18 protein-coding genes are annotated in these 20,353 nt (G+C 66.8%); 10 read left to right on the top strand and 8 right to left on the bottom strand.

Annotated features, from left to right (window positions below; all coding sequences use genetic code 11):
• Window positions 1-140: 140 nt before the first annotated feature.
• Entirely contained in the window at window positions 141-764 is a 624-nt protein-coding gene (locus tag D578_RS0101330) for a cytochrome c (RefSeq protein ID WP_018948214.1), read from the bottom strand.
• Window positions 765-924: 160 nt separating this feature from the next.
• On the opposite strand from D578_RS0101330, the gene yihA reads away from it, so the two are divergent.
• Window positions 925-1,539, top strand: a complete 615-nt coding sequence (gene yihA / locus D578_RS0101325) for a ribosome biogenesis GTP-binding protein YihA/YsxC (protein WP_018948213.1) — start codon at window positions 925-927, stop codon at window positions 1,537-1,539.
• A gap of 282 nt (window positions 1,540-1,821) precedes the next feature.
• Here yihA and D578_RS0101320 read toward each other — a convergent pair whose 3' ends face one another.
• Genes D578_RS0101320 through polA form a run of 3 tightly spaced genes read right to left on the bottom strand, consistent with a single transcriptional unit; the run spans window position 1,822 to window position 5,694 of the window.
• Window positions 1,822-2,469, bottom strand: coding sequence for an SCO family protein (locus D578_RS0101320; protein ID WP_018948212.1), 648 nt, complete (start codon window positions 2,467-2,469; stop codon window positions 1,822-1,824).
• Window positions 2,470-2,478: 9 nt separating this feature from the next.
• Window positions 2,479-2,988, bottom strand: a complete 510-nt coding sequence (locus D578_RS0101315; protein WP_018948211.1) for a hypothetical protein — start codon at window positions 2,986-2,988, stop codon at window positions 2,479-2,481.
• Window positions 2,989-5,694 (bottom strand): DNA polymerase I, encoded by a 2,706-nt coding sequence (polA, locus tag D578_RS0101310; protein ID WP_018948210.1) that lies wholly within the window; start codon window positions 5,692-5,694, stop codon window positions 2,989-2,991.
• A 144-nt stretch (window positions 5,695-5,838) separates the two neighbouring features.
• On the opposite strand from polA, the gene D578_RS0101305 reads away from it, so the two are divergent.
• The 6 genes from D578_RS0101305 to ntrC all read left to right on the top strand — a co-directional run bounded on the left by D578_RS0101305 (window position 5,839) and on the right by ntrC (window position 11,284).
• Window positions 5,839-6,564 carry a TIGR00730 family Rossman fold protein gene (locus tag D578_RS0101305; protein WP_018937441.1) on the top strand — a complete coding sequence of 242 codons (726 nt, stop codon included), beginning with the start codon at window positions 5,839-5,841 and terminating at the stop codon, window positions 6,562-6,564.
• Window positions 6,564-6,959 carry a DUF2782 domain-containing protein gene (locus D578_RS0101300; RefSeq protein ID WP_018948209.1) on the top strand — a complete coding sequence of 132 codons (396 nt, stop codon included), beginning with the start codon at window positions 6,564-6,566 and terminating at the stop codon, window positions 6,957-6,959. Before D578_RS0101305 ends, D578_RS0101300 begins: the two co-directional genes overlap by 1 nt.
• Window positions 6,959-7,813 (top strand): hypothetical protein, encoded by an 855-nt coding sequence (locus D578_RS0101295; protein WP_018948208.1) that lies wholly within the window; start codon window positions 6,959-6,961, stop codon window positions 7,811-7,813. Before D578_RS0101300 ends, D578_RS0101295 begins: the two co-directional genes overlap by 1 nt.
• Before the next feature lie 101 nt (window positions 7,814-7,914).
• Window positions 7,915-8,562 (top strand): DUF4124 domain-containing protein, encoded by a 648-nt coding sequence (locus D578_RS0101290; RefSeq protein ID WP_018948207.1) that lies wholly within the window; start codon window positions 7,915-7,917, stop codon window positions 8,560-8,562.
• A 188-nt stretch (window positions 8,563-8,750) separates the two neighbouring features.
• A complete protein-coding gene (glnL, locus tag D578_RS0101285; protein WP_018948206.1) occupies window positions 8,751-9,848 on the top strand; it encodes a nitrogen regulation protein NR(II) in 1,098 nt (365 codons plus the stop codon).
• Window positions 9,848-11,284 (top strand): nitrogen regulation protein NR(I), encoded by a 1,437-nt coding sequence (gene ntrC / locus D578_RS0101280; RefSeq protein ID WP_018948205.1) that lies wholly within the window; start codon window positions 9,848-9,850, stop codon window positions 11,282-11,284. The genes glnL and ntrC overlap by 1 nt, the downstream gene beginning before the upstream one ends.
• Window positions 11,285-11,594: 310 nt before the next feature.
• On the opposite strand, the gene D578_RS0101275 is transcribed toward ntrC, so the two are convergent.
• Window positions 11,595-12,587, bottom strand: a complete 993-nt coding sequence (locus D578_RS0101275) for a dihydroorotate dehydrogenase (protein WP_018168885.1) — start codon at window positions 12,585-12,587, stop codon at window positions 11,595-11,597.
• On the opposite strand from D578_RS0101275, the gene D578_RS0101270 reads away from it, so the two are divergent.
• Window positions 12,586-13,050, top strand: a complete 465-nt coding sequence (locus D578_RS0101270; protein ID WP_018948204.1) for a tRNA (cytidine(34)-2'-O)-methyltransferase — start codon at window positions 12,586-12,588, stop codon at window positions 13,048-13,050. The two genes, D578_RS0101275 and D578_RS0101270, sit on opposite strands and share 2 nt — an antisense overlap.
• A gap of 118 nt (window positions 13,051-13,168) precedes the next feature.
• Window positions 13,169-14,041: a dienelactone hydrolase family protein gene (locus D578_RS0101265; protein WP_018948203.1), complete on the top strand. Its 873-nt coding sequence runs from the start codon at window positions 13,169-13,171 to the stop codon at window positions 14,039-14,041.
• A 124-nt stretch (window positions 14,042-14,165) separates the two neighbouring features.
• Here D578_RS0101265 and D578_RS0101260 read toward each other — a convergent pair whose 3' ends face one another.
• On the bottom strand, window positions 14,166-15,191 hold the full coding sequence (locus D578_RS0101260; protein ID WP_018948202.1) for a porin: 1,026 nt from the start codon (window positions 15,189-15,191) through the stop codon (window positions 14,166-14,168).
• Between the two features lie 243 nt (window positions 15,192-15,434).
• Here D578_RS0101260 and D578_RS0101255 point away from each other — a divergent pair, with 243 nt between their 5' ends.
• Window positions 15,435-17,546: a TonB-dependent receptor domain-containing protein gene (locus D578_RS0101255; RefSeq protein WP_026289110.1), complete on the top strand. Its 2,112-nt coding sequence runs from the start codon at window positions 15,435-15,437 to the stop codon at window positions 17,544-17,546.
• Window positions 17,547-17,657: 111 nt separating this feature from the next.
• Here D578_RS0101255 and D578_RS0101250 read toward each other — a convergent pair whose 3' ends face one another.
• The gene (locus D578_RS0101250) at window positions 17,658-18,386 is read right to left on the bottom strand and encodes a rhomboid family intramembrane serine protease (RefSeq protein ID WP_018948200.1); all 729 of its coding nucleotides are present in this window, start codon (window positions 18,384-18,386) and stop codon (window positions 17,658-17,660) included.
• 203 nt (window positions 18,387-18,589) lie between these two features.
• Window positions 18,590-20,095: a SulP family inorganic anion transporter gene (locus D578_RS0101245; protein WP_018948199.1), complete on the bottom strand. Its 1,506-nt coding sequence runs from the start codon at window positions 20,093-20,095 to the stop codon at window positions 18,590-18,592.
• Window positions 20,096-20,353 lie beyond the last annotated feature (258 nt).

The raw sequence follows: 20,353 nt of genomic DNA, 5'->3' as shown, positions 1-20,353 counted from the left end.
GCCCCACCATGACGCAAGCGGCTACGAAGGCATTCCCGCAAAGGGTGTTTTTCTTGCGCCCAAAAAAAAGGGGCGGCCGAGGCCGCCCCTTCCCTGGGTCGCTTCGCCGCCGATCCTGCGCGGCGCAACTGCGGACCGGATCAGTTACCGGTCTGCAGGCCGGCCATGTACTGGGATACGGCCTCGATGTCGGAATCCGACATGTTGCGCGCGACGTTGCGCATCATGCGGCCGTTGTCGTTGGCGCGGTCGCCACTGCGGAACTGGCGCATCTGATCGGCGTTGTACTGCGCGTGCTGGCCGGCGACGGCCGGGAACATGGCTTCCGGGTTGCCGTTGCCGTTCGGGCCGTGGCAGGCGATGCAGGCGGCGACATTCTGCGACGGGATGCCGCCGCGGTAGATCTGTTCGCCGCGCTCGACGACGGCTTCGTCGGCGGTGCCGCTGCTGATGTTCTGCTCGGCGAAGTAGGCGGCCAGGTCACGCATGTCCTGTTCGTCCAGGTTGGCAACCTGGCCGGCCATCAGCGCGTTTTCACGGCGGCCGGACTTGTAGTCTTCCAGCTGCTTGGTGGTGTACTTCGGGTGCTGGCCGGCGAGCTTGGGCCATTCCGGGTTGACGCTGTTGCCGTCAGCCTGGTGGCAAGCCGCGCAGGACTGGGAGAGTTCCTGGCCGCGCTGAGGATCGCCCGCCTGGGCCGCCGACAGCGGGAGCAGCAGGGATACGGACAGGGCAGCAAAGAGAGCGGAAAGCTTGTGGTTCATGATGGAGAATCTCCTGCTTGTAAATGCGTGCCGGGTCGCGACCCGTTCCTTGTGCCCCATGGCAGGGCGATCAACATAAGGGGCGCAGTTTATAGCACAATGCTAATTTGTACTCAAAAATAAACCGAGCCCCGCACTCGGCCAAGGACTGTATTCCCTCATGCAACCCCGATTCCGCGAGACCGCCTTCATGCGCGGGGTGGCTCAGCTATCCCAGCTCCCCGAGGATGCCGGCGTCGAGATCGCCTTTGCTGGCCGCTCCAATGCCGGCAAGTCGAGCGCCCTGAATGCCCTGTGCGGGCGCAAGGCGCTGGCGCGGGTCGGGCGCACGCCGGGGCGCACTCAGGAGATCAATCTGTTCAGCCTGCCGCCGGCAGAGCACTGGCGGCTGGTGGACCTGCCGGGTTACGGCTTTGCCAAGGTCTCGGCCGGCAAGCGGGCCGAGTGGGACCAGTTGCTGGGAGGGTATCTGCGGACGCGCCAAAACCTGATCGGGCTGGTGCTGATCATGGATATCCGCCGCCCGCTGACGGACCTGGATCGCCAGTTGCTGGAATGGGTCCCGCTGGAGCGCTGCCGCCTGCACTGCCTGTTGACCAAGGCGGACAAACTCTCGCGCCAGGAGGCCGACCAGCAGCTGCGCAAGGCCCATGGCGAGCTCGAGGTGATGGGCGTTGAGGCGACGCTGCAGACCTTTTCCTCCCTGAAAAACCAGGGCGTGGACGATTTGCGCGGCCTGCTCGGCGACTGGCTGGTCGACCACGAGTCCGACTGACCCGCGGGCATGGGTCCGGGTGTCAGTCGTTGGGCCAAGAGGTCTGGACAAAAAGAAGCCCCGGCCTTGGGGTGGGACCGGGGCTAATTTCGGCCTCTACAGGGGGTGGAGAGGCCTATTGCCCGCTCAGGGAGAGAAGCGGGCCGCGCTGGGCTAGAGCGCTTATGAAGTGAGAAAGCGTCGTCCGGGCAAAGTTCCGGCCGGATCCGTCTCGATTGCGAATTTGTTCACAGAATCGATTGCCCCAGGCTCACACAAGCGTCCGGCGCGGAAGGGGCGAACTTATTCGCGGCCCTCGCCGGCCTCGATTCGCGCCTGCAGGGTGGCCATCAGCTCGCTTGCCGATGTGCCGTGCGGGTGGATCTCCAGTAGTTCGCCTTCGGGCCCGATCAGGTAGGTGGACGAGCTGTGATCCACCACATACCCCATGGCCGAGTCGATCTCGGTGCGTTCGTAGAATACCCCGTAGCGTTCGGTGATCGGTCGTAACTCCTCGTGCGAACCCGTCGCGGCCTGGATGGCCGGGTGGAAGTGGCCGACATAGGTCTCCAGGCGTTCCGCATCATCGCGTTCGGGGTCGACGCTCACCAGTACGGCGGCAACGTGATCCTCCAGGTTCTCCGGCAGACGATCCAGTGCGGCGCTGATCCAGCCCAGACTGGTCGGGCAGGCATCCGGGCAGGCGGTGTAGCCGAAATAAAGCCACACGTATTGCCCCTCCAGATCCGCGAGCCGGAACGCATCACCCTCGGTCGATAGAGGGAGCTCGATCGGGCCGCCGGCGATCCCCTCGGCTACCGGCAGGCGCTCGTGGTCCGCGCCCTGGGGCAGCGGGGGCGGTGCCGGGCGCAGCATCACGAATACCAGCAGGGCCCCGGCCGCCAGTACGGCCAGACCCCACAGCAGGTTGCTCAGCGGTATGCGCTGCATGGCGGTTCCTCAGTCAGGGTCACGGCGGGTGACGAAGCGAAACTGGACCCGTGCACCGTCCGGATCGCCCGCGGGCATGACGGTCGCCGCCCAGGTCATGGATTCGGTGGTGCAGATGGGCAGGGTGGTCTCGCCGGTGTAGCGCCCGTCGCCGGCGTGCTCCAGTCGTGGGCGCTGAAAACCCATGTACATCTCCACCCCGGCCAGGTCCAGTTCCAGGGCCTCCGGGTCGCCCAGGCGGGTCCGCGCGGTCGCATCCAGATCCAGGGTCAGGCTCAGAGGTTGCAGCATCGGCACCGGGCGCGGGGTGATCTCCAGGGTGAGCGTGCCGCCCGCCGGATGGGTGGCAGTGCAGGGGCCGGCGTTCAGATCGCACTCGCCCGGCTGGAGGATCGTGACGTCGCCCGAACCGCCGGTATCCAGATACTGTTCGGCTAGCACCCAGGCGACTGCCAGTAGCAGGGCCGCTACCAGCCAGGCGGCGATCCGGTTGAAGCGTCGGGCGCGCGAGCCGGCCATTTAGTGCGCGTCGTCCCAGTTGGCGCCGACGCCGATATCCACCACCAGCTCGACGTCGAGATCGGCGGCGCCGCTCATCGCCTTGCGCACGAGGTCGGTCAACGCATCCATTGCGTCGTCGGCGACTTCGAATACCAGTTCATCGTGCACCTGCATGATCATGCGGGCATCGATCTGCGACTCGGCCAGGTCGTTCGCGACCCGCACCATCGCGCGCTTGATGATATCGGCGGCCGTACCCTGCATCGGGGCGTTGATCGCGACGCGCTCGGACTGCTGGCGCCGGGCCCCGTTGCGGCTGTTGATCTCCGGCAGGTACAGGCGGCGGCCGAACAGGGTCTCCACATAGCCGTTCTCGCGCCCGCTGGCGCGCGCCTTCTCCATGTAGTCGTGCACGCCGGGGTAGCGCTTGAAATAGCGGTCGATGTACTCGCGCGCCTCGCCCTGCTCGATGCCGAGGTTGCGCGCCAGACCCCAGGCGGACATGCCGTAAATCAGACCGAAGTTGATCGCCTTGGCCGCCCGGCGCTGATCGCCCGAAACCTTTGCTGGCTCCAGGCCGAAGACCTCGGCGGCGGTGGTACGGTGGATGTCCTGGCCCTCGGCGAAGGCGCGCAGCAGGCCTGCGTCCTGCGACAGGTGGGCCATGATGCGCAGCTCGATCTGCGAGTAGTCGGCCGCCAGTAGCTGGTGGCCTGCTGCGGCGATGAACGCTTGGCGGATGCGCCGCCCGGCCTCGGTGCGCACCGGGATGTTCTGTAGATTCGGCTCCGACGACGACAGGCGCCCGGTGGCCGCACCCGACTGGTGATAGGAGGTATGCACCCGCCCGGTTTCGGGGTGGATGCGCCGGGGCAGGGTCTCGGTATAGGTGCTGCGCAGCTTGGACAGCCCGCGGTGCTCCAGGATCAGGCGGGGCAAGGCGTAGTCGCCCGCCATCTGCTCCAGCACGTCCTCGGCGGTGGAGGGCTGGCCCTTGGGCGTGCGCCGCAGCACCGGCAGGCCCAGGCGCTCGAACAGGATCTCCTGGATCTGCTTGGGTGAGCCCAGGTTGAACTCGCCCCCGGCCTCCTCGAAGGCCTCGCGCTCGATGCGCTCCATCTCGGTCAGCAGCGCCTGGCTCTGCGCGCCGAGCTGGTCCGGGTCGACCTTCACGCCCGCGCGCTCGATATCCGCCAGCACCGGGATCAGCGGCATCTCGATCTCGCGGTAGACGAAGGCCGGGCCTTCCGCTTCCTTCAGGCGCGGCTGGAACACCGCATCCAGTTGCAGGCAGATGTCGGCATCCTCGCCGGCGTAATCGGTGGCGATGCCGATATCCACCTCCGCGAACGGGATCTGCTTCGCGCCCTTGCCCGCCACGTCCTCATAGTGCGTGGTCTTGTAGTCCAGGTGGCGTTCGGCCAGGGAGTCCAGGTCGTGGCGGTTGGCGCCGGCGTCCAGGCAGAAGGATTCGAGCAGGGTGTCGTCCTGGATCCCGCGCAGGGTGATGCCGTGATTGCCCAGCACGTTGCGGTCGTACTTCAGGTGATGGCCCAGCTTGCCGTGGTCCGCCGATTCCAGCCAGGGCTTCAGGCGCTCCAGCGTCACGTCGAACGGCAACTGCGGATCAGCATCCGGCCCGGTATGGGCGAGCGGCAGGTAGTACGCCGTCCCTGGCTCGAACGCGAACGACATGCCCACCAGTTCGGCGCGCATCGCGTCCAGGCTGGTGGTCTCGGTGTCGAAGGCGACGCGCTTGGCTTGTTCCAGGCGCTCCAGCAGACGGGCAAAATCGGCCTCTTCGCGAACGGTCTGGTAGTCTCCCTTCGCCTGCGCTGACCCGGGGTTGTCCCCGGCGGCCTCGCTGTTGCCCCCTTCTTCCAGTTCCGCGCGCCAGCGGGTGAAGCCATAGCGGCGCACCATCTCCAGCAGGCGGTCATGGTCCGGCTCCTGGATCGCGAGGTCGTCGGGGCCGACTTCCAGCGGGACATCGCGTTTGACGGTGATCAGTTCGCGTGAGGTGGGGAGCCGATCGGCCGCCGCACGCAGGTTCTCGCCGATCTTGCCGCCGAGGTCGTCCGCCTGCTCCAGAATGCTGTCGAGGTCGCCGTACTTTGCGATCCACTTGGCTGCGGTCTTCGGGCCGACCTTGTCGACGCCCGGGATGTTGTCGACGCTGTCGCCCATTAGCGCGAGATAGTCGACGATCTGTTCCGGGGCCACGCCGAACTTCTCCTGCACGCCGTCCGGGTCCAGTGTGACGCCGCTCATGGTGTTGACCAGCGTGATGCGATCATCCACCAGCTGGGCGAGGTCCTTGTCGCCAGTGGAGATCACCACCGCGTGGCCGGCGCGCGCCGCCTGGTCGGCCAGGGTGGCGATCACGTCGTCGGCCTCTACACCCCCGACGCACAGCAGCGGCAGGCCCATCGCCCGGACCAGCTCGTGCAGGGGTTCGATCTGGGCCGCCAGCTCGTCCGGCATCGGGGGGCGGGTGGCCTTGTATTCCGGGTAGATGTCGTCGCGGAAGGTCTTGCCCTTGGCGTCGAACACCACCGCCATGTGCTCCGGCCGGTAGTCCGCGCGCAGCTTGCGCAGCATGTTGGCCACGCCAATCATCGCGCCGGTCGGGGCGCCATCTGGCGCGGTCAGTGGCGGCAGGGCGTGGAACGCGCGGAACAGATAGGACGAGCCGTCGACCAGGACGAGGGGCGGTTGCGACATGCAGGCGGAATCCGGACAGGGAACGCGCGCTATTCTACAGGGCTGGTCGTGGGGCGCCCATTCGTGCGGGCCATTTGTATGGACACGTTTGTATGGACGCGGGGCGCCCGTTACGCTTGAGTCTCCATCCGAGGAACCCGCCGCATGAACAACCGTGAACGTGCCGAACACCCGGGCCTGCGCCCGATTGATGACTCTGCCCTGACCCGCGAGAGCTGGAAGATCTTCCAGATCATGGGGGAGTTCGTGGAGGGCTTCGAGCGCCTGGCGCACATCAAGCCGTCGGTGAGCATCTTCGGCTCCGCCCGCTTTCCCCCGGAGCATCGCTATTACCAACTGGGCGAGACCACCGCGCGGCAGCTCTCGGATGCCGGTTTTGCCGTCGTCAGCGGCGGCGGACCGGGCATCATGGAGGCGGCCAACAAGGGGGCCTTCGCCGGGCACTCGCCCAGCATCGGCCTGAACATCCAGCTGCCCCACGAGCAAAGTGCCAATCCCTATCAGGACATCGGGCTCGGCTTTCGCCACTTCTTTTCGCGCAAGGTGATGTTCGTGAAGTATGCATCCGCCTACGTGGTCCTGCCGGGCGGCTTTGGCACGCTGGACGAGCTGGCGGAGATCCTGACGCTGGTGCAGACCGGCAAGACTCGACGTATTCCCGTGGTCCTCGTGGGCAGCGAGTTCTGGAAGGGGCTGCTCGACTGGTTCCAGGATACCCTGGTGGAACAGGGCACCATCGACCAGGAGGACCTGCAGCTATACTCGTTGGTAGATTCGCCGGAGGACGTGGTGAGCGCGATCTTCGAGCACTACGAGACGCGCAGCTTCGAGCCGTCCGGGGAAGAAAAGAAACGACTGATGGAGCTGTGATGATGACCCCGATCCGCCTGAGCCTGCCCCTGTCGCTGCTGGCGGCCCTGCTGCTGGTGCCCGGTTTGGCGCTGGCGCAGGAAGACCGCGAGTGGGGGGATGCCCCGCCGCCGCCGGAACTGGACGAGGCTGCCGACCCGTCGCCTCCGGTGCTGGACGAGCGCGCCCGCGAGCAGCGCTCCCTGGAAGAAGCCGACATCATCATTATCGAGCGCGATGGCGAGACGCGGCGCGAATACCGCATGGGTGGCCAGCTGGTGATGGTCGAGGTCACGCCTGCGGTCGGTCCGACCTACTACCTGATTGATACCACCGGCGATGGCACGCTGGATGGTCGCCGCAACGAGCTGGATCCCGACTTTGTACCCCCGTCCTGGGTGATTTTCCGATGGTAATGAATGAATCCGAAATTCAGGGCTGCGGCGAGCTTGCCGGCCTGACACTGACAGCCGGTCCCGAGGGGCCGGAACTCGACGGCCGGCCGGTGCAGTGCCTGCGCCTGCCGGCCGCCGCGGCGCCGGCTCTGGAGCAGGCCCTCGCCGAGGTCCCTGCTGGCTGTGGCCGCGTGATCGGCCGGGGTGCCGAGGATGCCGCCGGGCAGGTGGTCCTGGTGATCGAGCGTGGCCAGGCCATTCAGGGCACGGTCGCGGCCGAAGGGCCTGGCAGCCTGGAGGCCCTGGGCGAGCGCGCGGCCGACTGGCAGGGCCGCCACACGGCCGGTGCCCTTCCCGCTGGAGACGGCTACCGACGCGGCGTGCTGCAGCAGAGCATGCGCGAGCGTGCGGACACAATCACGTCTTCGCTGGATGGCGCATCGCGGGCGATCCTGGATGCCGAGCTGCACCATCAGGGGCTTTACCGTTTCGAGGACCTGCCGCTGGCGGGAAGTGTCTGGCAGACGGTCCGCATCTATCCGGAGGGCGCCGGCCTGGCCGACCTGGCCGTCCCGCCCGCGCCGGTGCCGGCCTTCTGGCAGGTCGCACGGCTCGCCCTGGCGGTCGCCGTGGATGGCGCGGGGCGGCCGGATGCCGAGGGCTACCGGGCGTTGCTGTCCGGATATAACGGGCGGCGGCCGTTGACCGCCATCGAGCGAGGGGCGGCGCCGACCCTGCTGCGCCTGGCCGCGCTGGACGACTGGCTCGCCGCACTGGAGGCCGGGGCCGATGGGCGCGCCGAGCGTGAACGGCTGGCGGCCCTTCAGGCAGAAGCGGCTCGCTTGCAGGGTGTCTGGGTTCGCGCCGCGGCTTGATGACCCAGCCGGCCCGCATGACGTGCGGGGTGCCTGGTCCGGTCGTTCGCAAACACAACGAGGCGGGGTCGTGGATCCGTGCCTTCCAAGGAGGAAAGCCCATGTTCCGAATCGCTGTTTGGCTGGCGCTGCCCCTGGCCGCCCTTCTCGCCCCTGCGCTCCTGAGTGCCGACGTCTATCGCTGGACCGACGATCAAGGCAACGTCCACTTCGGCGACCGGCCCCCCGAGGGGAGCCGTAGCGAGTCGGTCGATGTGCGCGAGCCAATGCGGGGCGTGCCGCTGGAGGGCGCGCGCGAGATCCTCGAACGTCCGGTGCGCCCCCGCGGCCAGCCGGAGGCGGAGGGTGCCTATCAGCGGGTCGCCATCGCGCGGCCGGAGGACGGCGAGGGCGTGCGGGCGAACGACGGCAACGTGACCGCCGAGCTCGAGCTTGAACCGGCGCTGGATGCCGACGCCGGCCATCGCGTGGTCTGGCTGCTGGACGGGGAGGCCGCCGGCGAGGGCCCCTCGACAAGCGCGACCTTCCAGGGCCTGAACCGCGGTGCCTACACCCTGCAGGCGCGGGTCGTGGACGAATCGGGTCAGGAGCTGGGCACCAGCGACACCATCGAGTTCAACGTGCTGCGCATGGCCATCCCGCGTAGCCAGCAACAGCAGCAGCGGCCCCAGCAGTTTCCGTCGGGCGGTGCGCCGCAGGCACCGCAGGCGCCCCGGGCGCCGCAGCCTGTGACGCCTGGCCCGAATTGACGACGGCACTCGTATCGCGCACCGAGGTGGTGCGGTTGACGCCCTGGATTGGTGCTATTATTGCACCAATCCAGGGCGTTTCGGTTTCAAGGGTGTCGGCGGCCAGGCTTATTGTGTGACGCAGTCCCCGGCTTCAGCGCCCCGCCCGGCGATTTTCGCTTGGCGCGATTCCTGCTTGAGGCCTTTCGATGACTACGCCCCCTGCCAATCCCGGTCTGGCTACCCCGCCCTGGTGGGACGACCTCTCCACGGCCGTGCTGGTGACCGATGCGAACCTGCGCCTGCTGAGCCTGAACAGTGCGGCCGAGGTCCTGCTCGGGCTGAGCCGCGAACGCATCGTCGGTCACGGACTGGGGCAATGGCTCAAGCTGGACCGGAATCTGGCCAACCGCCTGCGTTCGGCGCTGACTCTGGATCAGCCGATCACGCTGCGTGCCCGTCAGATGGAGCCCCTGCGAGCCGACAGCTTCCTGGCCGACGTGATCATCACGCCACTGCACGCGGCCGGCGAGCGGCCGGGCCAGTTGCTGTTCGAACTGAACGCCATCGACCGCCACGAGCGCATCAGCCGCGAGGAGCAGTTGCAGAAGCAGCAGGCGATCACTCGCGCGGTGACGCGCGGGCTCGCCCACGAGATCAAGAATCCGCTGGGCGGGCTGCGCGGCGCGGCGCAGTTGCTCGCCAGCGAGCTGGACGACTCGGGCCTCAAGGAATACACCCAGATCATCATCCGCGAGGCCGACCGTCTGCGCAGCCTGGTGGACCGCATGCTGGGGCCGAACAACATGCCCCGGCGCGAGGCCGTCAATCTGCACGAGGTCCTGGAGCACGTCCGGGGCCTGGTCAGCGTGCAACTGCCGCTGGGGCTGAAAATCCGCGGCGACTACGACCCCAGTATTCCCGACGTGCAGGCGGATCGCGACATGCTGGTGCAGGCCATCCTCAACCTGGTGCAGAACGCGGTGCATGCGCTGGAAGACGGGGGCCAGATCACCCTGAGCTCGCGGATCCTGCGCCAGTACACGATCTCCGGGAAACGCCACCGGCTGGTGGCCAAACTGAGCGTGCGCGACAACGGCCCCGGCATCCCGGAGGAGATTCGCGAACGCATCTTTTTCCCGATGGTGACCGGGCGCGCCGAGGGCACCGGGCTGGGGCTGCCGATTGCCCAGAGTCTGATCCAGCTGCATGACGGCTTGATCGAATGCCATTCACGCCCAGGGGCGACCTCATTCGACATCCTGCTTCCGATTGATTCCCCCCAGGGCCGGGAGGAGACGCGCTGATGGAACCCATCGTCTGGATCATTGACGACGACGACTCGATTCGCTGGGTGCTGGAACGCGCCCTCCAGCGTCACGCGATCGCCGTGCGCGGCTTCGAGTCCGCGGACGCTGCCTGGGCGGCGCTCGAGCGGGATCCGGTGCCGGACACCATCGTCGCCGACATCCGCATGCCGGGCTTGAACGGGCTGGATTTCCTCGCCCGCATGCAGACCCGCCCGGATCCGCCGCCGATCATCATCATGACCGCCTTCTCCGATCTGGAGAGTGCGGTGGGTGCCTACCAGACCGGGGCCTTCGAGTACCTGCCCAAGCCATTCGACGTGGACGAGGCCGTGGCCCTGGTGCAGCGCGCGCTGGAGGCACGCCGTGCCGGGCAGGAGAACGGCCCCGCCGGCCCCGGGATCGAGGAGACCCCGATCATCGGCGAGGCCCCGGCGATGCAGGAGATGTTCCGTGCTATCGGGCGGCTCTCGCGCAGCAACATTACCGTGCTGATCAATGGCGAATCCGGCACCGGGAAGGAGCTGGTCGCGCGCGCCCTGCACCAGCACAGCCCGCGCGCCGACCAGCCGCTGATCGCCCTGAACACCGCCGCCATCCCCAAGGACCTGCTGGAGAGCGAGCTGTTCGGTCACGAACGCGGCGCGTTCACCGGGGCGAACCAGAGCCGCAAGGGCCGCTTCGAGCAGGCCGACGGCGGCACCCTGTTCCTCGACGAGATCGGTGATATGCCGTTCGATCTGCAGACGCGCTTGTTGCGCGTGCTGTCCGACGGCACCTTCTACCGCGTGGGCGGCCATACCCCGATCCGGGTGGATGTGCGCATCATCGCCGCGACCCACCAGGACCTGGAGGAACGCGTGCGCGCCGGGCTGTTCCGCGAGGATCTGTTCCACCGCCTGAACGTGATCCGCATCCACGTGCCGTCGCTGCGCGAGCGCCCGGAGGATATCCCGTTGCTGGTACAGCACTTCATGGCCGAGGTCGCTCAGGAACTCGGGGTGGAGGCCAAGACCATGCGCCCCGAGGTGGTCGCGGAGCTGCAACGTCTGCCCTGGCCGGGCAACGTCCGTCAGCTGGAGAACACCTGCCGCTGGCTCACCGTGATGGCCTCCGGGCGCGAGGTGCACCTGGACGACCTGCCGGCCGAACTGCACCAGCCGACCGAGACCCGTGTTGAGCCGGGGAGTGCTTCGGTCCGTGTCGCTGCCGGCCCGCGGGACTGGACCGCCGAACTCGCCCAGGTCGCCCGCCAGCACTGGCAGCGTGGCGATCACGACCTGCTGGGTTCGGTCCTGCCACAGCTGGAGCGCACGGTGATCCGCGAGGCCCTGAACGCGACCGGAGGCCACCGCCAGCAGGCGGCCGCCTTGCTCGGCTGGGGCCGCAATACCCTCACCCGCAAGATCCAGGAGCTCGGCCTCGACGACGAGTAGGTTTTTTCACCGCGAAGGCACGAAGAAGGGCAAGGGCGATTTAACCACAGAGATCACGGAGGACACGGAGAAAACCAGGGATGGTTTTGTTACGGGTAGGATGCCGATGAGCGTAGCGAATCGCATCGGCCACACGGGGTGGCCCGGCCCCGATGCGTTTCGCATGGCTCAACGCATCCTACCCCTCTGAAAAATTGGCGCCTTTCTCCGAGCCCTCTGTGCACTCTGTGGTGCAAAAGTTTTTGACCTTCGCCCTTCTTCGCGCCTTCGTGTGCTTCGTGGTCAACAGGCTCTTTAGTGAACAGGCCTTTCAGGTCGTGGGGTCCTGCGGTGCGGGCGGGGCGCAGGCGGAGACGGCGCCGTTCAGTTGCAGGGTGCCGGTCAGGTCGCGCACGTGGGTGTAGCCGTGGCGGTCCATGTAGTCGCTAATGCCATGCAGGATCTTGGGCAGGCACAGCGCGTCGTAGAACAGGCCCGTGCCGACGCCCACGGTGCTGGCGCCGGCGATCAGGAACTCCAGCGCGTCGGTGGCGTTCATTACGCCGCCCTGGCCGATGATCGGCACGTTGTGCGGCGCGGCCACCTGGTAGACCTGCTGCACCTTCAGCAGCGCGATCGGCTTGATCGCCGGACCGGACAGCCCGCCCTGGTTGTTGCCGATGACCGCGCGGCGGTTCTCCACGTCCACCGCCATGCCCATCAGGGTGTTGATCACCGCAAACGCGTCGGTGCCGGCCTCGATGCAGCGCCGGGCGTTTTCGGCGATGTCGGTCTGGTTGGGCGAGAGCTTGGTGATCAGCGGCTTGGAGGTGACCTTGCGGCAGGCCTCGACCACCCGCGCGGACATGTCGGGATCGTTCCCGAAGGCGACGCCGCCTTCCTTCACGTTGGGGCAGGAGATGTTGATCTCGATGGCGTCGATCGGGGAGTCGTCGAAGCGGCGGGTGACCTCGATGTACTCCTCGAGGGTGGAGCCCGAGACGTTGGCGAAGAAGCGCGTCTCGTCGAAATCGAGCTGTGGCAGGGTGTGGTCCACCACGTGATCGACCCCGGGGTTCTGCAGGCCGATTGCGTTCAGCATCCCGTCCGGGGTCTCGTAGACGCGGTGCGGGGCGTTGCCCAGCCGCGCCTGGCCGGTCGTGCCCTTCAGGCAGATCGCGCCCGCATCGCGGTTGGAGAAGCCGGCCACGCGGGTGTACTCCTCGCCGAAGCCGACACAGCCGGACAGCAGCACCAGCGGCGTGTTCAAATGCAGGCCGCAGAATTCCAGGGCCAGCCGCGGATCGGTGCGCGAATCACTCATGCTTCACATCGTCCTCTATGAACCGGAGATCCCGCCGAACACGGGCAATATCATTCGTCTGGCGGCCAATACCGGGGCGGCGCTGCACCTGATCCATCCGCTCGGCTTCGAGCTGGACAGTGCGCGGGCGCGCCGCGCCGGGCTCGACTATCACGAGCTGGCCCGGGTGCAAGAGTATGACAGCCTCGACCATTGGCGGGAATCGGTGCAGCCTGCCCGGGTCTTCGCCATGACCACGCGCGGGCAGGCCCGCTACGATGCCCCGATCTTCCGCGATGGCGATGCCTTGTTGTTCGGCCCGGAGACGCGCGGTCTGCCGGAGTCGGTCCTGGAGACCCTGCCGCCGGAGCATCGCCTGCGTCTCCCGATGCGCGAGGGCAGCCGCAGCCTCAACCTCTCCAATGCCGTTGCGGTGGTGGTTTACGAGGCCTGGCGCCAGCTGGGATTTCCTGGCGGCCAGTAGACATGCGGGGCGGCAGAACGATCCGGATTGCACTAGGCTTCGGAAGAAAGTAACCGGGCCGCCCGTCTTCCAAGGGCGCATCTGCCCGCCCCGACTCACCATTTTGATGAGGTTTCCGATGTTTCCAGTGCTGCGTTCCTTCTGTCTGCTGGCCGCCACGGCCCTGATCTCGGCCGCGCTGACGGCCGATGAACCCACCGGTTCCGACAACTGGTGGTGGGATGACGACTGGTGGGAGGACGGCGTGATGTATGCCGACCTCGAAAACCACGACGTCGCGATCGAACGCATCGAATACGAGCGCGATGGCATTGGCATTCCGGCGATGGTCGCCCGTCCGACGGACGGCGAGGACTATCCCGCAATCCTCTGGACCCATGGCCGGCGCGGCCTGGACGATCTGGCCGAACTGCATGTGAAGCGCCTGGCGGCCCGCGGCTTCGTCGTGCTGGCACCGGACCTGTACACCGGCCGCTTCATGGAGAGCCACCCGCTGGACCATGACTACGAACTGGAAGGCGACCTGAACAAGGGCCTCGACGTGCTGCTGGAGCGCGAGGACATCATTGGCAATCGCGCCTGCCTGCTTTCCATCACCCGTGGCGGCTACAAGGCGCTCAAGGTCGCCGTCACGTTCGAGCGCCAGGTCGAGGATGTCGCCTGCTGGGCCGGCTACTACCCGCACCTGCAGGACCCGAATCTGGGCGAACCGCACCAGGTGTATCGCTACGCCAACGAGGTCAACCAGCTCGAGATCCCGATGATGATCCTGATCGGCGACGAGGAGCAGTACCAGCGCCATCGCACCGCGCGCATGGCCGCCGACGGCCTCGAAAGCCGGGGCGGCGAGGTGCTCTGGATCGAATACCCGGGCGTGGGCCGTGGCTTCGACTTCCGCAACGGCAACAACCGCACCTTCGCCGACGACCTCGCCTCACGCGATGCCATGACCCGCGTCACCCGCTTCGTCAACCAGCACCTGCGCGACTAACCTCGCTGCCGTCCGCGAACGCTCGGCACCAACGAAAAGGCCCCGCCGGGGCGTAAGCCGACGGGGCCTGGTATTGAGGACTCCCCCCGGCGGTCCTGGCCGCCGGAGTGTCCGTGCTACGGCGTTAGAAGTCGTAGCGCATGCCGATCGACAGTGCCGTGGCCGTCTGGCCGAGGGGGTTGGCGTCGTCGGGGTCGGCACTGCGGGCCGCACTCCAGGGGCTCAAGGCGGAGTTCGCGTCGTTGTCGACCATTGCGACGTTGCCGTAGAAACGCAGGTCACTGTCGACACGGTATTCGAGGCCAAGCGCATACATGGTGGCGTTGGCATCGTCCAGATCGGAATCCAGCTGGAAGGCGTGGCCGTTCAGGTACATGTTCGATGTCAGGCGGAACTGCCCGCCCAGGCCGTACACATCTGCTTCGTCGCCATTGGTGGTTTCCGAGTTCTGGTAGAAGGCACCCATGCGGAAGGCCGGCGTGATGCGGTAGCCAACGGCCAGGCGCCAGGCATCCGGATCCATCGCGCCGTCTTCCTGTTTTTCGTAGGCCAGGGCACCGGTCAGGTCGCCCATGTTGAGATTCAGCGAGGTGGAGTAGGCCTTGTTGGTCGCACCGTCCACGGTGGAGGCATCGCCGGTCTCGTTGGAGTACTGGATGTTCCAGGTCAGGCCGCCGAAGCTGGGGGTCTGGTAGTGGATGCTGTTGTTGAAGCGCTCGTCGAACCGTCCGGTCTGGTCGCGTGAGCGAGTCAGGTTGCGCATGTCGCCGACCTGGTCGCCGAAGAAGTTGGCCGGGCCACGGGCGCGCTTGAACGGGGTGTCGAACTTGCCGATCCGCAGCATGCCCCAGTCGGAACCCTTCACACCCACAAAGGTGTCGCGGGTGGCGAAGTTCGTGCCGTTGGTGTCGAAATCGATCTGTTGTTCGATCTGGAACATGCCGATCAGTTGTTCGCGAAACTCGCGCTCGCCCTTGAAGCCCAGGCGGCTGGAATTGCTGGAGACGTTGAATTCGTTGTAGTCGGCGCCGTCGTCGAGGACGTCGGCGGACAGGTGGGCGCGGCCGTACAGCGTCCAGTCGGCGGTGGCCAGGGCCGGAACGATCAGGCCAGCGGCGATCAGGCTGGTCAGCAGGTGCTTGCGATTCATGGATTTCTCCCCTATTTGCGCTTGAAGGTTGGCGAGACGCGGGTGCCTCTCGACAGGGCGCCAGCATGGGGAGGCCGGGTGACGCCCCGGTTAAGCGGCGATGAAGATCGCGTTAAAAGGCAACACCGTTGCGGAAAAGACACGGCTGGGAAGGGAACCCGCTGTAAGGCGGTGGGTCCTTTGGAGAGGAGCCGGCTTCCGGTCCAATGGAGATCCAGGGGGCGAACGATAGGAGGTGCGGCGTTGCAAGCATCGGAGTCGACGATCCCCCGCCTGGGTCGCTGGATACTGCCGCCCCTTCTGCTCGTCTCCGCAGCGAGTAGTGCGGAGGACGATCCGCCGGTGCTTGATCCGGTGGAGATCACAGTGACCGCGCCGCGGCTGGCGACCCCGCTGGCGGATCTTCCGGCGGCGGTCAGTCGCGTTGGTGAGCGCCAGGCCACCGAGGGGCGTCAGGGCCTGCAACTGGACGAGGCACTGAATCGTGTGCCGGGTCTGTTCGCCCAGAACCGCTACAACTTCGCCCAGGACGCGCGGCTGTCGATCCGCGGTTTCGGCTCGCGTGCGCCGTTCGGGGTGCGTGGGCTGCGCATCCTCCAGGACGGGATCCCGGAAACCACGCCGGACGGGCAGTCGCAGGTGGATGCGATCGATCTGCTGAACCTGCGCGACATCGAGGTCCTGCGCGGGCCCAGCGCTGCGTTGTACGGCAATGCCTCCGGCGGCGTGATCGCTGCGCGCACCCGCGACGGGCGTGACCCGCGCGGCTTCGGCGGCGGCGTGCTGATGGGTAGCTACGGTTATCGTCGCGCCGAAGCGGTGGCGGAGCAGGACCACGGGACCCATCGCTATTCCCTGACCGCACATGATTTCGCCATCGACGGCTACCGCGAACAGTCCACCGCCGAGAAGCGCTATCTGCGCCTGCACACCGCCTCGGAACTGGAAGCCGGCACCCTCAACTTTCACCTGCGCTACCTCGATGCGCCGCGCACCGATGACCCCGGCGGCCTGACCCGCGAGGAGATGCGCGAGGACCGGCGTGCCGCGGCCCCGCTGGCCACGGCGCTGGACAGTACCCAGTCCGCCGAGCAGCTGACCACCGGCCTGCAATGGGAGCAGCCGCTGGCCGGGGGCGAGCTGCGCCTGGGCGGATTCTGGACCCAGCGCGATTATGCGCAGCAGTTGCCCTTCCCCGGTGATTCCCGCGTCGCCTACGAGCGCGATTTCTTTGGAGTCAATGCCCAGTACGAGCGCGACGTTGGGGCGACCCGTGTGCTAACCGGCATCGACCTGGAAGAACAGCGCGATGACCGCACTCGCCGTTGTTCTGTCGGGCTGGTTTTCGATCCAGACGAAGGCGAGTGTGCCGACCGGGCTCCGGAATCGTTCGACCGTCTGGCGCTTGACCAGCGTGAGCGGGCCCGCTCGCGCGGTGTGTTCGTGCAGACCGATACCGCACTCGGGTCGGACTGGAACCTGGTGGCCGGCGCCCGTCACGATCGTATTCGCATGTCCATCGACGATCACTTCGTCGAGCGGTTCGACGACGGTGATGACGTCACGGACCGATCGGGCCGGCGGACCTTTGACGAGACCAGCGGCATGGCCGGGCTGATCTGGCACTTTCGGCCGGAGTATCGCGCCTACGTGAATGTGGCGACCAACTTCGAGACCCCGACCTTCACCGAGTTTGCCAATCCGGAGGGCGGAGGCGGCTTTAATCCCGAGGTCGACCCACAACGGGCGCGCAGTATCGAGGTCGGTATCCGGCGCGAGAATCCGCAGCTCTCCTGGGAGGCCTCGGTCTATGCCACGCGGGTTCGAGACGAGATCGTCGTGGACGACGAGGGAGATTTCCGCGATTTCTATGAGAATGCGGGACGTACGGCGCGTGAAGGGGTGGAGCTTGGTGTCGAGTGGCGGGCGTCGGAGGCCTGGACCTTGAGCAGTGCGCTGAGTCTGAACCGCTTTCAGTTTCGGGAGTATGCGGATGCCGGGGGCCAGCACTTCGACGGCAACCGGATGCCGGGGCTGCCGCGCGAGCAGTTGTTCGTCGAGGCCGACTGGCGCGACGGCCCCTGGTTCGTGACCGTGGACGCGCTGCACGTGGGGTCGCGTTACGCGGACAACGCGAACACGGAGAAGGTGGGGCCGCAGACGACGCTGAACCTGCGCGCCGGCCGGTTCTGGCAGCAGGGCGATACCCGTGCCGAGGCCTTCGTCGCCGCCAACAACCTGCTGGATGCGGACAATGTCGACAACATCCGGATCAATGCGGCGGGCGGCCGCTACTACGAGCCAGCGCCGGGTCTGACCTTGATGGCGGGGGTGCGGATGTATTTCGGACAGTGAGAGGGGGGCGGTGCGGTTCGCTGCGCTCACGGCACCCTACGATCTGCGGGTCCGGAAGCATCATCGTAGGATGCGCTGAGCGTAGCGAACCGCATCAACACACGTGTCCGACTAATCACGTCGCCCCGGTTCCTCCGGCGGCTGTCTTGGCTCGATCTCGTCCAACCGCCCCTGCTCGATCTTGCGCAGGGTCTCCGGGTCGGTCTCGTCGTCGTCCTCCCAGGAGGATCGGCGCGCCGGGGGTAACGGGTCACGCCGGTACAGGAACCCGCCACAGACCGCGCCCACCACCGCGCCGAACAGGTGTGCCTCGAAGGACACCTTGGGACCACTGGGGAACACGCCCCACAGCATGCTTCCGTAAAGGAACAGGATGATGATGGCGAGCGCGATGGACAGCGCATCGCGGCGGCGAATCCCGATCACGACCGCGAAGAACATCAGACCGTGGGTAAGGCCGGACGCCCCGATGTGCAGCCCCTCGCGGGCAAACAGCCACACGCCCAGTCCACCCATCAGCCAGATCAGCGGCACCGCCGTGCGCGTGGCCTGGGGAAAGCCGTAGAGGGTCAGCATGCCCAGCACCCAGAGGGTCGGGACATTGGCCAGCAGGTGGCCCCAGGAGCCGTGGATCAGCGGCGAGGTGATGATGCCCAGCACCCCGACCGCGTCGCGCGGGAGGATGCCCAGGCGTGACCAGTCACCGCCGGTCAGCTCCTGCAGCGCATGGATCGCGATCAGGATGCCGGCCCCGAGCATGGGCCACATCAGGGCGCGCCGAATGCGCTCGCGTTCGGCCCTGGGATCGGTCGGGGGTGCCGGCCGGCGCAGATTCATCATGTGCCTAGCCTGCCACGCTCGGGCACGAGGTCCAATTTCTCTGGCTCCCGGGCGCCGCCCCTGGCACCGTCATTGCGAGGCCCCGCAGGGGCCGTGGCAACCTCCCAAAGCTGGCGCCGAGTCGGGAGCCGGTGGTTCCGGATGGAGGTTGCCGCGTCGCCTTCGGCTCCTCGCAATGACGGTGCCGAAGGCGAACGGCGGGATTAGTGCCCGCCCGGCCCCAGGTCGGCGCCCTTGTCGTGCAGGGCGAGCTTGTCGTGGAGTTCGCCGCTCTCGCCGTGCGGGGCCTTCACGTCGACCTCCATGCCGTTACGGCGGAACTTGCCGACCACCTTGTCGATCGCGGCCACGGCCGAGCTGTCCCACAGCGAGGCGCGGGTCAGGTCGATCTCGACGTTATGGATGCCTTCGCGGTAGTCGAAGCTGTCGATGAACTTGTCCACGGCGACGAAGAAGAGCTGGCCGCGAACGGTGTAGATACGGGTCTTGCCGTCCTCCGACAGGTCACTCTTCACTTCCACCGCCTTGACCATCTTGCGCGCGAAGAAGATCGCGGCGAGCAGCACGCCGGCGAACACGCCCATCGACAGGTCGTGGGTGATCACGGTGACCGCGACGGTCACGATCAGCACCACGGCATCGGTGCGCGGCAACTTGTGCAGCGTGGTCAGCGAGCCCCAATCAAAGGTGGCGATGGAGACCATGATCATCACCGCGACCAGTGCGGCCATCGGGATGATCGAGACCAGATCGCCCAGCACCAGGATGAAGAACAGCAGGAACAGGCCGGCCGACAGGGTCGACAGCCGACCGAGACCGCCGGACTTGATGTTGATGACCGACTGGCCAATCATCGCGCAGCCGGCCATGCCGCCGAAGAAGCCGGTGACGATGTTGGCGATGCCCTGGCCCTGGGCCTCGCGGTTCTTGCCGGAGGGGGTGTCGGTCAGGTCATCGAGGATCGAGGCCGTCAGCAGCGACTCCAGCAGACCAACGATCGCCAGCGCGAAGGCGGTCGGGAAGATGATCTGCAGGGTCTCCAGGTTCCACGGGATGTCTGGGAACAGGAACACCGGCAGGCCGGAGGGCAGGTCGCCCATGTCGCCGACTTCCAGCGTGGGCATGCCCATGTAGTAGACGACGGCGGTTAGCGCGATGATCGCGACCAGCGGTGGCGGCAGGAGCTTCGGGTAGCCCGGGATCATCGGCAGGCCGTAGAGGATGATCAGGCCGGCCGCGACCAGCGCCCACATGGTGGTGTCGCCATCGACCAGATACGGCACCTGGGAGAGAAAGATCAGGATCGCCAGCGCGTTGACGAAGCCGACCAGCACGGTGCGCGGTATGAACATCATGTAGCGCGCGAGCTTGGCCCACGAGAACAGGAGCTGGATGATCCCGGTCAGGATGGTGGCCGCCAACAGGTACTGCAGCCCGTGCTCGGCCACTAGCGTGACCGTGAGCAGGGCCATCGCCCCGGTTGCCGCCGAGATCATGCCGGGGCGCCCGCCGGCGAAGGCGATCACCACGGCCATGGTGAACGAGGCGTACAGGCCCACGCTCGGATCGACGCCGGCAATGATGGAGAAGGCGATCGCCTCGGGGATCAGGGCCAGTGCGACCACGATCCCGGCGATCAGGTCGCCGCGGACATTGAAGAACCAGACCTTGCGCTGGCGGGACAGGAAGTCTTGTGTGGTCTGCTGCACGTTGCGTTCCCCAATACCGGTGCGCGCCGAAGCCGACCCGGGTCGGGATCAACGGGTGAACGAACAGGTACCAGAGACTTTGGGAGGCGCGGATCCACGCGAAGGGTTGGATCGGCGCTTCCCCGGGAAGTAGCCGGGCCCGGTTGCCACCAGTGGATGGCGCGGTTGCAAGCGGTTCGGTGCCAGTACAGACTGAGAACCGCTCAGGAAAGGCGCGAAATTGTACCACTCTATGTAGTCGGTTCTGAAGTTTTCATG

This window comes from Thioalkalivibrio sp. ALMg11, assembly GCF_000377905.1.
In the GTDB taxonomy this organism is placed as follows: domain Bacteria; phylum Pseudomonadota; class Gammaproteobacteria; order Ectothiorhodospirales; family Ectothiorhodospiraceae; genus Thioalkalivibrio.
Note: the sequence above shows the minus strand (reverse complement) of the source record. Positions and strands in the feature narration are given on the sequence as shown.